Below are 12,435 nucleotides of genomic sequence, written 5' to 3' on the forward strand. Positions count from 1 at the left end.
TGTATTTTTAAAATAGTGTGGATAAAAATTAGGAGTTAATCTCTAATAAATTATATTTGGGCCTATTAAAACTACCTACGATAATGAACTTAAATCTGTCCATTCGAAAAAAGATTCAGCTCTACATCCTAGGCTCTACGATACTCATATACATTGTTGTTTTTGGGTATATAAGCTTGGCAAACCGTAAGTCATCTTTTAGGCAAACAACTAAGATGATAGACGCCTATTCGGAAAGATACGCCCGTGAGGTGGGTGGGATCATGAATAGCGACATGTCTATGCTACGCACCATATCCGAAGGCTTGAAAGCGGCTAAGGGCTACTCCCCAGTGCAGCTTATAGCGCTGAAGGATGAGATGATTCGGAATATCTTTAAGGTTAATCCGAATGTCTACTCCATTTGGGATAGCTGGGAGTACACCTTCCTTGATCCGTCGTGGAGCAAACCGTACGGGCGAAAATCGTTCACCATTACAAATGATGGCGGCAAAATTATTGAGTCTACCGCCGAAAGAAGCTTAGACGGTGATCCTCCGCTGTACGCCATTCAGAAGAATAATCCGCGCGAAAACGCGTGGGAGCCGTATCTCGACGTATACGCTCAAGGGAAGTCGGAGGCTAAAATGATGTCGACCCTGTCGGTTCCAATGATGCGTGACGGAAAGTTTATCGGCATCATGGCCGAGGATATTACCCTGGACCAGTACCAAGCAATGCTCGAAAAGATTAAGCCCTTCGAGGGGGCAAATGCCATGTTGGTTGCTCAGTCGGGGAGCATTGCGGGGCATCCCAACAAAACGATTCTGGCAAAGAATATCTCGAACCTGAAGGGTATTGGAGATTACGCCGCGACCATTCTGGATAGCGTTAAAGCGGGCCATCTGTGCTCGTTTGTGGCCGAAGATAGCCTAGGGGTTGAAACCTACTTCTCGTTTGCTCCAATTAAGGTTGGTCGCGACGATGCCTCGACCTGGGCATTTGGAATATCGGTTCCTACCGGCGAAATATACGCCCAAAACAGAGGCGCATTCCTTATAACCCTGCTTGTTGGCGTGCTCGGGTTGGCCTTCATGTCTATCGTAATTTCAGTTCTTTCCAAGAGCATTACCGATCCGGTAAAGCGTATTACGGGAATGCTGAACAGGATGTCGCGAGGCGAGCTGTCGGCCGAGATGCGGGTGCAGCACATTACCAACGACGAGCTGGGCGAAATGGGGGATGCCATCAATAAAACCCTAGATGGGCTTATCCATAAGGAGCGATTCGCCGAGGAGATCGGTAAGGGGCAGCTGGATACCAATCTCGAGCTGATGAGTGAGGACGACCTGCTCGGAAAATCGTTGGTAAACATGCGAGACAGCCTTAAAAAGGCCGACGAGGAAGAGGCGGTTCGCAAGCAGAACGACGAGCGTCGTCGCTGGTTTGCCGATAGCCTTGCAAAAATCAACGAGGTCATCAGAAAAAACAACCACGATATCGACCTGCTTTGCAAGACGCTGGTTAAGGAAGTGGTGGTGGCTATTGATGCCAACCAAGGCGGCATCTTCCTGCTAAACGACGAGAATGAGCAGGAGCCTATCTTCGAGCTACGATCGGCCTTTGCCTACGATCGCTATAAGCTGATGCAGCGATCGTTTATGGTTGGCGAGGGGCTTCTAGGGGCGTGTGTGGCTGAGAAGGAGCAGGTTTACCTGAAGGAAATCCCTAACGATTACATCAAGATCACCTCTGGTTTAGGTGGCGCCAACCCCAATAACCTTCTTATCGTTCCGTTTATTCACGATGGCAAGGTGCTCGGCGTTATCGAGGTGGCATCGTTTAAGCTGATAGAGGACTACCAGCAGGAGCTGATCCTGAAGATGGCCGAAAGCGTTGCTTCTGCCATATCGTTCGCACAAACCAACTCTATTACCCAGGAGCTGCTCGAGCAGTCGAAGCTACAGGCCGAGATGATGGCCGCCCAGGAGGAGGAGATGCGCCAGAACCTCGAGGAGCTGCGCTCCACCCAAGAGGAGGCACAGCGCCAGCACGACCAGGTTAGCGGCATGATCGAAGCTTTTGGCAAGCTGGTGATGTGGACCGACTACGACTCCAAGGGCAACGCCATTGGTGCCAGCGACAGCTTGCTCGCCCACCTAAGCCTTACTCACGAAAAGTTGATTGGCGTATCGCTGGCAAAAGAGTTTGCCGATAACGGATACAGCATCGAAGAGTTTAACCAGCTATGGACAAGCGTTAAGGCGGGTAGCTCTAGGACAGTTGTAATGAAGCGAAAAGTGGGCAACGAAACCCGTACCTTCGAAGAGGTGTTTACGCCGGTTTACGAAGGCTCGAACCTGCTAAAAGTGCTTAAGGTATCGCACGATATTACCGCATACTGCATGGCCTAGCTAATCTTTGTTCAATAATATTGTTGAAACCCCTTCGGAAAAGCTTTCTGAAGGGGTTTTTTGTATTATCCCGTTTGGAAGCCATTTCTTCACATCAGGAAATCGTTTCCTAAAGCGAGGAAACCATTTCCCCACGTCAGGAAATCATTTCCTAATGCAGGTAAACCATTTATTCACGTTCGAAAGCCATTTCCTCACGTTCGGAAACGGCTTCCTGAAGCGGGTAAGCCATTTCCTTTGTGAGGTCCTTAGTGTTCTTCGTGGTCAAACGATCAGCGTAAATCTGTCGCATCAGTAAAATCGGTGTTCCGACAGCGTTGTGGCATTCTTTTGCTACTTTTGCAGGTCAAATTAAAATCAGAAGCAATGAGTAACAGAGTTACCTCCCTTTTCAACATAAAGTATCCGATTATCCAAGGTGGAATGGTATGGTGCAGCGGCTGGAGGCTTGCTGTAGCCGTATCGGAGGCGGGTGGATTGGGCCTTATTGGGGCCGGATCGCTGCATCCCGAGATGCTGCGCGAGCACATCCAGAAGGCAAAAGCCGCTACCAGCAAACCCTTTGGCGTTAATGTACCGCTGCTTTACCCCGAGATCGAGCGCATCATGCAAATCATCGTAGAGGAGGGTGTAAAGATCGTTTTCACCTCGGCCGGAAATCCAAAAACATGGACAAAGCACCTAAAGGATAACGGCATTACCGTGGTTCACGTGGTGTCGAGCTCTAAGTTTGCCAAGAAGTGCGAGGATGCGGGCGTTGATGCCGTAGTTGCCGAGGGATTCGAGGCCGGCGGCCACAACGGGCGCGAGGAGACCACCACCTTTGCCTTAATTCCACAGGTGCGCAAGGCCACATCGCTTCCGCTTATTGCCGCAGGAGGCGTAGGATCGGGTAGCGGCATGCTTGGCGCCATGGCGCTAGGTGCCGATGGCGTGCAGATCGGAACCTTGTTTGCGCTTTCGGAGGAGTCGTCGGCGCATGAGGCCTTCAAGAAGCGCTGCACCGAGCTCGAGGAGGGCGATACCATGCTTAGCCTTAAAAAGATTGGCGCAACCCGCCTTATTAAGAACGAATTCTACCAAAAGGTAACCGAGCTCGAGGATCGCGGAGCCGCTGCCGAGGAGCTAAAAGCGCTACTAGGCCGTGGACGCGCCAAGAAGGGCATCTTCGAGGGCGATTTGGTTGAAGGCGAGCTCGAGATCGGGCAGATCGCCTCGATGGTAAAGGCCATCAAGCCCGTTAAACAAATCGTCGACGAGCTTGTTGCTGAGTTTAGCCAAAGGCAAGAAACCCTATCTACGATAAAATTCTAGGTTGATGATCGATTTTAAGAAGCATACGCTGGCTAACGGACTGACGGTTATCGCGCATCGCGATAGCTCGTCGCCCATGGCCGCCTTTAACCTGCTCTACAAGGTGGGTTCGCGCAACGAGTCGCCCGATAAGACGGGATTCGCCCACCTCTTCGAGCACCTAATGTTTAGCGGCTCGGTAAACGTACCCTCGTTCGACGATCCGCTGCAGATGGCCGGTGGCGAGAACAACGCCTTTACCAACAACGACTATACGAACTACTACGAGACGCTCCCCAAGGAGAACATCGAGACGGCCTTTTGGCTCGAATCGGACCGTATGTTCGGGCTCAACATCAACGAGCAGAGCCTTGCGGTGCAAAAGAACGTGGTAGTGGAGGAGTTCAATCAGCGCTACCTCAACCAGCCCTATGGCGACCTGTGGCTGCTGCTGCGCAAGCTGGCGTACAACGTACACCCCTACCAGTGGCCCACCATCGGCAAGGAGACCTCGCACATTACCAACGCTACGCTCGACGACGTGCGCGACTTCTACCAGCGCTTCTACAGCCCCAACAATGCCATCCTAAGCGTAACGGGCGACTTCGATTACCAGTATATCTTCGACTTAGCGCAAAACTGGTTTGGCGATCTTCCTGCTCAGAGGCTCGATGGGAGCATCATCCCACAAGAACCTAAGCAAACCGATGCTCGCTACCTAGAGGTGGAGCGCGAGGTGCCCACATCGGCGCTCTACAAGGTTTACCACATGACCGATAGGCTGGGCCGCGAGTACCACGCCACCGATATGCTGTCGGATATCCTATCGAACGGCCGTTCGTCGCGCCTCTACCGCAACTTGGTACAGGAGCGCCGCCTCTTTACCGAGGTAAACGCCTACCTATCGGGCGATGTCGATCCGGGGCTGTTCGTATTCTCGGGGAAGCTCAGCGAGGGCGTTTCGTTTGATGCTGCCGAGGCGGCCATTGCCGAAGAAATCGATAGGGTTATCAACGAAAAAATATCGGACTACGAGCTCGAAAAGGTGAAGAATAAGTATGAGGCCTCCATCGTGTTCGGCGAAACCAGCATTCTCAATAAGGCAATGAACCTTGGCTACTACGAAATGCTTGGCGATGCCGGTATGATTAATACCGAGGTGGACAGCTACCGCGCCGTTACAGCCGACGATATTGCGCAAGCTGCCGCATCGTTGCTGGTTGATAGCAACTCGTCGACCCTACATTACATTGCAAAAAAATAGGTGGATATGGTAAACAGAGCAATCCAACCCGAATTTTCGTTACCCAGCACGATAGAGATTCCATCTCCTCAGAAGCATTTAACCGCCGACAAGCGCGAGGTGCTTTGGCTGAAGATCGGAACACAAGATATTGTACGCATAACCCTGCAGTTTCCTGCAGGTACCAAGTACCAGCAGAAGATGCTTCAGGCCTCTTCTACCATTGGATTGCTATCCGATGGTACCAAGAGCTACAGCGCGCAGGAACTGGCCGAAAAGCTAGATTTCTACGGTTCGCACATCGACTACAGCATCGACCGCGACCATGCGGTGATCTCGGCTTTTTGTTTGGAGAAGTACCTCTACCAAACCCTCGAGCTGCTGAAGGAGATTGTAATTTATCCAGCCTTCGATGCCGATGAGTTCGAAACCTACCGTCAAAAGCGCAAGACCACGATGGCTATCGAGAAGGCGAAGGTGATGTACCAGGCGCGCGAGCAGTTTGCCGCGACTCTTTACGGTAAAGATCACCCTTACGGATCGTTTGCCGAACCTGAGGATTACGACGCACTATCTGCTGACGATCTTAAAGCGTTCCACCGCGAGCGTTACCTTGAGCAAGGAGCCTTGATTTTTGTTTCAGGGATGGTAAACGAGGATGTTGTTGCGAATGTAGCTCGCGAATTCGATGCTGTAATTCGTCGTAATGCTACCGATACGCCAATCGTAAACCTATCCGATCTTCCAGTACCTCACAAAATTTATTTTCAAAAGGACGATGCGGTACAGTCGGCCGTTCGCATGGGACGGGTGCTATTTGCACGTAACCATCCCGACTACTCGGGGATGCAAGTGCTGGCTACCATCTTTGGTGGGTACTTTGGCTCACGACTGATGTCCAATATTCGCGAGGAGAAGGGGTACACCTATGGCATCTTCTCCTCGTTGGTGTCCATGCAAGAGAGCGGTTATCTCACCATCTCTACCGAGGTTGGGAGTGAGGTAACCAGTGCAACCATCGAAGAGGTGGTAAAGGAGATGGAACGTCTTCGTACGGAGAAGGTAGGAGAGGAGGAACTGTCATTGGTGGTAAACTACATGGTAGGCGAGATGCTTCGCATGCTTGATGGCCCCTTCAGCATTGTCGATGCCATTCTCGAACTATACCAATCGGGGCTACCTGTAAACTTTATCTCTCGTCATTTCGAAAGAGTTAAGAGCATCACCTCCGAAGAACTGTTAGAATTGGCTCAAAAATATCTCGATCCAAAAGATTACTCGGAGATAGTTGTTGGGAATCGATAGCCTATCATCGTCTGAAGTTCTTGTAGCAGACATATTGTTGTAAACCGTTAACGGTTACAATACAGCCTGTTTTTTAGTTATATTAGTCCACTTGTTTTGAATTAGACGGATTAGACATAAGCTACGTAGTAAAATACGGTTGTTGAAATTTTAGGTTAACGGACAATGGCAAAAGCGAAGCAGCCCCAAGTATCAATGGAGGAAGAGCAGAATATGGTTAATGAGCATTTCGAGGAGATGCTTAGCAGCTGTATACGCGATATTGATGAGAATGGTGTGTCCATGATTCGTCGGGCATTCGAGTTTGCCAATGAAGCACATATGGGCGTGCGGCGTAAGTCTGGTGAACCGTATATACTGCATCCCATTGCGGTTGCGCGTATTGTAGCTCACGAAATTGGGTTAGGGGCAAAGTCAATTTCTTCCGCATTGCTGCATGATGTTGTTGAAGATACCGAATTTACGATAGAGGATATTGAGCATCGGTTTGGCCCAAAAATTGCCTATTTAGTTGATGGATTAACCAAGATGTCTGGGGTGTTCGATCAGAATGCCTCCTTACAAGCGGAGAATTTTCGAAAAATGCTGTTAACGATTACCGATGATATTCGGGTAATCATAATTAAGCTTGCAGATAGGCTGCACAATATGCGTACGCTCGACTCGATGCCACCGCATAAGCAGATGAAAATTGCCAGCGAAACCATCTACCTTTTTGCACCGCTTGCCCACCGCTTGGGGCTTTATGCCATTAAAACAGAACTCGAAGATTTAAGCCTAAAGTATCGCTTCCCCGAAGCCTATAATTCCATTCAAAAAAGAATTGAAGAGACCGAGACTACCCGTTATGAACTGATACAGCAGTTTACCCATCCGATACTGGAGAAACTTCAGGAAAGCAATATCATATTTGATATGAATAGCCGGATGAAGTCGGTATACTCCATATGGAGAAAGATGCAGGTGAAAAAGGTATCCTTCGAAGAGATCTACGATCTTTTTGCCATTAGAATCGTTTTTACCCCATCTCCCGGAATCCCCGAAAGAGCTCAATGCTGGCACATCTACTCCATAATTACCGAGATATACAAGCCAAAACCCGATCGGCTTCGCGACTGGGTGAGTACGCCCAAAGCAAATGGCTACGAGGCTCTGCACTGTACCGTAATGGGGCCTTTGGGAACTTGGGTCGAGGTGCAAATTCGTTCTGAAAGGATGAACGATATTGCCGAAAGAGGCTTTGCCGCTCACTGGAAGTATAAGTCTGGTGATCAGACAGCCGCAGAGCGGGAGTCTGAACTCGACAAATGGATTCGTCGCATCCGCGAGCTACTCGAAGATCCGAAAAGTGATGCAATAGAATTCTTGGAGGACTTTAAGCTTAACCTTTTTGGTGCCGAAATAGTGCTGTTTACGCCTAAGGGTATGGAAAAGGTAATGCCACAGGGTACAACTGCACTTGATTTCGCCTACGAAATTCACTCGGAGATTGGCAACCATGCAATTGGTGCAAAGGTTAATCATAAGCTGGTGCCGCTAAACCATACGCTTAACAGTGGTGATCAGGTAGAAATTCTTACGGCAAATAACCAAAAACCCCAGAGCGAGTGGCTAAACTTTGCAACCACTGCAAAAGCTAAGTCGTACATTAAAAGTGCGATAAAGTCGGAGGTTAAAAATCGAATAGCAAAAGGTAAAGAGATCTTAGCTACCCGCTTGCAGGAGTTGGGACTTACTCCTAACTCTCGTGTGCTTAATAAGCTGTTGCCTGCCTATAATGTACAGTCTAAAGAAGAATTTTACAGTAAAATAGGTGCTGGCATCATCAATATCGATGATTTTAAGAAGGTCTTAAAGCAGAACAAGCCAAATCGTTTTGTTCGTTACTGGAATATCACCTTTGGAGGGCTAGTTCATATAAGTTCCGAGTCTGACCGTGATACGTTTTTGGAAGACGAGGTGAAATCAGGGGTAGATTTGAAAAAGCCGTTTATGCTCGAAGAAAACGTGGTTGATAATACGGCAACGCTTTCGTACGTCCGTTCGGAGTGCTGTAGGCCTATTCCTGGCGACGATGTGATAGGCTATCTCGATGAAGATGATAATGTAGTGGTTCATAAAAAGGGCTGCCCCGAAGCGATCCGTCTTTCGACGCAGCATGGCGATCGAATAGTGAACGCAAAGTGGTCGGTTCATAAGCTAATGTCATTTCTTAGCCGAATAGAGGTTAGGGGAATAGACCGAATAGGAGTTATAAGTGATATTGCCGGACTTATTTCCAATCAGCTTAACGTTAATATGAGGCGATTAACTATCGAGAGCCACGATGGCATATTTGAAGGTTTTATCGATCTCTACGTTCATAGCAGAACAGACCTGAATAACCTTATTCTAGGGTTGATGAAGATTAAGGGTATCGACTCGATCAATAGAGTGGAAAAGGTGGAGGAGTAGCCACAAGCCATTTGATAGGTGATTGCTCATTTATTGTTCTGCCAGCTAGTTTTCAAACGTTATAATTTTTAGTTTTCATTTTGATTTATAATAAATCTAAATAACTTTGCAATAGCGTTTTGTAATAAATTATTTGGCTATGGTTTGTGTTGATTCTCGCGATACCGTTAAGAAGATTTTTACCGATTACCTCGAAAAGCGAGGTCATCGTAAAACACCTGAACGATTTGCTATTCTAGACGAGATTTATTCGCGTGAAGGCCACTTTGATGTGGAGACTCTATACATCTACATGAAGAATAAGAACTATAGAGTGAGCCGTGCCACGCTGTACAATACAATTGAGCTGCTTTTGGAATGCGGATTGGTAACCAAGCATCAGTTTGGTAAAAATTTGGCGCAGTTCGAAAAAGCATTTGAGTGTAGCCAGCACGACCATCTTATTTGTTTGGAGTGTGGCGATGTTATAGAGTTTTGTGATCCACGAATACAGGAGATAAAGGATACGGCTGGTCGGCTAATGGATTTTAAGATTGCCTACCACTCGCTTTACTTCTACGGTATCTGCAAAAAATGCAAGAGCAAGAAAACCGACGAGCAGTAGTATACGTGGCGATATATTGCTTTTAATAGAGCGTTTAGCCTCGATTCTTTCATTCAAACAGTACAAAAAGGGGAAACAGCATTGCGCGTTTCCCCTTTATTATATTCCTCTAATTGCGTAGAATTTATACTGATTAACATAGGTTGATAGTATAATTTTATACCTTTACAAACTGTAAAAAAATGAGATACTGCAACCCGCACTACTCTGCACATCTTTGGTGCTTGGTATTGCGGGTTACATATGAACAAAATAAAATAATGCTTCTTCCGATGAAAGTAGATGTAGTTTTAGGTCTTCAGTGGGGAGACGAAGGAAAAGGTAAGGTTGTAGATGTGCTAACACCAAAATATGAGGTTATTGCGCGTTTTCAAGGAGGTCCGAATGCAGGTCACTCGCTAGAGTTTAATGATTCAAAATTTGTTCTTCATACCATTCCTTCCGGTATATTCCACGATACCATCAACCTCATTGGAAATGGAGTTGTTATTGATCCTGTGATTCTTTCGGAAGAAATTAAGCAACTCGAGGATCAAGGTGCCGATCTTACCAAAAAACTTATTGTCTCGAAAAGAGCGCACTTAATTCTTCCTACTCACCGCATACTTGATGCCGCTTCGGAGGCATCGAAAGGTAAGACTAAAATTGGCTCTACCCTTAAAGGGATTGGACCAACTTACATGGATAAAACTGGTCGTAATGGTCTTCGTGTTGGCGATACTATTTCGCCAGCCTTTATGCAGAAGTACCAAGCGCTTAAGCAAAAGCATACCGATATGCTTAAGCACTACGATTACCAGTACGACATTACCGAGTACGAGCAAAAGTGGTTTGAAGGTATTGAGAATCTTAAGCGATTCAAGTTTATTGAAAGCGAGCATGAGATTAACATGTACCTAAAGGAAGGAAAAACAATTCTTGCCGAAGGTGCTCAGGGATCGCTTCTCGATATCGAGTTTGGTTCATATCCTTTTGTAACCTCTTCAAATACCATCTGTGCAGGTGCTTGTACCGGATTGGGACTTGCTCCTTCTCGCATTGGTAACGTTTACGGAATTTTTAAGGCATACTGTACCCGCGTAGGTAGCGGTCCATTCCCAACCGAACTCGACGATGAGGTAGGCGAGGAGATTCGCCGTATTGGTCGCGAGTTTGGCGCAACGACTGGTCGCCCTCGCCGTACCGGTTGGCTCGACTTAGTTGCCCTAAAGTACGCTGTTATGCTAAACGGGGTTACCGGGTTTATTATGACTAAGGCTGATATTCTTGATAGCTTCGATACCATTAAGGTGGCCGTTGGTTACAAGGTAAACGGTGAGGTTATTGATTATCTACCTTACGATATTGAGGCAAAAATTGAGCCTGTTTACAAGGAATTCAAGGGCTGGAAGACTGACATCTCGAAGTGCAAAACATACGAAGAACTTCCTGCTGAGTTGAAGGACTACATCAAGTATATCGAAACCGAAACAGGAGTGCCTATTCAGGTGGTTTCGGTTGGCCCAGATCGTGAGGCAACCATCGTTCGTTCGTTGTAGAAAAGTCTATATCCTATAATGACAACCGCCATTCAGAGATGAATGGCGGTTATTTTTTAGTATGATAGCATTGATTGTATGGTGTATATTTCTTTTGGAAAGGGACTAAAAAAGGCACCCCGGTGGAGTGCCTTTAAAGTATCAAGTGTCTTTTATTACTTCTTGTTTGGAAGCTCAAGACCATAACCCTTCTTGCGATCTACAACTCGTAGTACAATCGAAAGGCCGATGGCTAATACCCCGAAGCCTGCAAAGATGAGTTCAGGAACCATGTAGTTGTACTTGGCACCTTCAACACCTGCTGCAATTTGCTCGGAAACGCCAGGGTTAGATGCGCTAAGCGACCAACCAATTAGCATAGGAACAAGCATAAGTCCGATGTTTTGAATCCAGAAGATGCAACCATATGCAGAACCAAGGTAACGAGCTTCTACAATTTTAGGAACAGAAGGCCACATAGATGCTGGTACTAATGAGAAGGCAACGCCAAGAATAACAATGGTTATTAAAGCAATTGCTGTATTGAAAGACTCTGCAGGAACCAAAGCGAAGATTAGGTGAGAAACTACCAAAAGCATTGCTCCATATAGCATAACGGATGCACCTTTACCCTTTTTATCAAGGAACCAACCAATGAATGGTGTTAGAAGTCCAGCTCCGATAGGGAAGTACGAGAAGTAAGCACTTGCTTCCTTAAGGCTGATGTCTAGCTTAGAAGAAAGCATATTGGTCGCAAACTTCTGGAATGGGAAGATTGCCGAGTAGAATAGCACGCAGAGACCTGCAATGGTTAAGAAGCCTGGGTTGGTGAAAATCTTACCTAGATCGCTTAGGTGGAATTCATCTTCTGGCTCAAGTTGTGCAGCTTCGCCAAGTTGCTTGTCGAGCTTGCGGTCCATAAAGGTGTAGATGAAGAAGGTCATAAAGCCGATGCAAAGGAAGATCAATCCCATTAATACCGATTTAGATGGACCTCCCATTTCTGCAAAAACAGGAGATAGTTGGAATACTGCGAATACTCCAAGACGAGCTACTGCCATCTCTAGTCCCATTGCCATTGCCATTTCCTTGCCCTTAAACCACTTTACGATGGTTTTAGAAACGGTGATACCTGCCATCTCAACACCTACGCCGAAAATAGCAAAACCTGCCATTGCAAGCTTGGCTGATGCTGGGATTCCAGAAATAAACGAACCCAAGAAAGAGGCAAGGGCTGTTTGAGTAAAACCTTCGGTAAGGGCATAGTACTTTAAGGATGCACCCAAAACCATGGTTAGTCCAGCGGTAATCAGGGTGAAACGAATTCCCATCTTATCGAGGATGATACCCGAGATGATGAGCATACCGGCGACTACGTTAAGCACGAATTCACCGCCTCCGATCATTCCGAATACCTCAGGTTTCCAGAAGGTAGGGCTTTTTTCGAGTAGCTCTTGTAGTGGAGCCAATACGTCTACAAAGAAGTAGGCGAAGAACATTGTTGACGAAATCAGTATAAGCGCAATCCATCGCGCTGTCTTAGATTCCGAAAGTGCATGTTGTATTTTTTCTGTCATGTAGCAGTAAAATTTTTGTTTGTCGCAAAACTAAACAAAATGAGCTAAC

The 12,435-nt window shown here is 47.0% G+C and carries 8 protein-coding genes; 7 read left to right on the plus strand and 1 reads right to left on the minus strand.

The window, feature by feature from the left end:
* Positions 1 to 83 precede the first annotated feature (83 nt).
* The 7 genes from CLV25_RS09060 to CLV25_RS09090 all read left to right on the plus strand — a co-directional run bounded on the left by CLV25_RS09060 (position 84) and on the right by CLV25_RS09090 (position 10,830).
* Complete coding sequence (locus tag CLV25_RS09060) at positions 84 to 2,393, plus strand: GAF domain-containing protein (RefSeq protein ID WP_131839324.1); 2,310 nt, start codon at positions 84 to 86, stop codon at positions 2,391 to 2,393.
* Positions 2,394 to 2,759: 366 nt separating this feature from the next.
* The gene (locus tag CLV25_RS09065; RefSeq protein WP_131839325.1) at positions 2,760 to 3,707 is read left to right on the plus strand and encodes an NAD(P)H-dependent flavin oxidoreductase; all 948 of its coding nucleotides are present in this window, start codon (positions 2,760 to 2,762) and stop codon (positions 3,705 to 3,707) included.
* A gap of 4 nt (positions 3,708 to 3,711) precedes the next feature.
* Positions 3,712 to 4,950 carry a M16 family metallopeptidase gene (locus CLV25_RS09070; RefSeq protein WP_131839326.1) on the plus strand — a complete coding sequence of 413 codons (1,239 nt, stop codon included), beginning with the start codon at positions 3,712 to 3,714 and terminating at the stop codon, positions 4,948 to 4,950.
* Positions 4,951 to 4,956: 6 nt separating this feature from the next.
* The gene (locus tag CLV25_RS09075) at positions 4,957 to 6,234 is read left to right on the plus strand and encodes a M16 family metallopeptidase (RefSeq protein ID WP_131839327.1); all 1,278 of its coding nucleotides are present in this window, start codon (positions 4,957 to 4,959) and stop codon (positions 6,232 to 6,234) included.
* 165 nt (positions 6,235 to 6,399) lie between these two features.
* On the plus strand, positions 6,400 to 8,688 hold the full coding sequence (locus tag CLV25_RS09080; protein WP_243649617.1) for a RelA/SpoT family protein: 2,289 nt from the start codon (positions 6,400 to 6,402) through the stop codon (positions 8,686 to 8,688).
* A 139-nt stretch (positions 8,689 to 8,827) separates the two neighbouring features.
* Positions 8,828 to 9,292 carry a Fur family transcriptional regulator gene (locus CLV25_RS09085; protein ID WP_131839328.1) on the plus strand — a complete coding sequence of 155 codons (465 nt, stop codon included), beginning with the start codon at positions 8,828 to 8,830 and terminating at the stop codon, positions 9,290 to 9,292.
* A 272-nt stretch (positions 9,293 to 9,564) separates the two neighbouring features.
* Positions 9,565 to 10,830 carry an adenylosuccinate synthase gene (locus tag CLV25_RS09090; protein ID WP_131839329.1) on the plus strand — a complete coding sequence of 422 codons (1,266 nt, stop codon included), beginning with the start codon at positions 9,565 to 9,567 and terminating at the stop codon, positions 10,828 to 10,830.
* A 155-nt stretch (positions 10,831 to 10,985) separates the two neighbouring features.
* Here the strand turns inward: CLV25_RS09090 and CLV25_RS09095 are convergent, their stop codons facing one another.
* A complete protein-coding gene (locus tag CLV25_RS09095; RefSeq protein ID WP_131839330.1) occupies positions 10,986 to 12,386 on the minus strand; it encodes an MFS transporter in 1,401 nt (466 codons plus the stop codon).
* Positions 12,387 to 12,435: the final 49 nt, after the last annotated feature.

Origin of the sequence: Acetobacteroides hydrogenigenes (genome assembly GCF_004340205.1) — a bacterium.
Lineage (GTDB): Bacteria > Bacteroidota > Bacteroidia > Bacteroidales > ZOR0009 > Acetobacteroides > Acetobacteroides hydrogenigenes.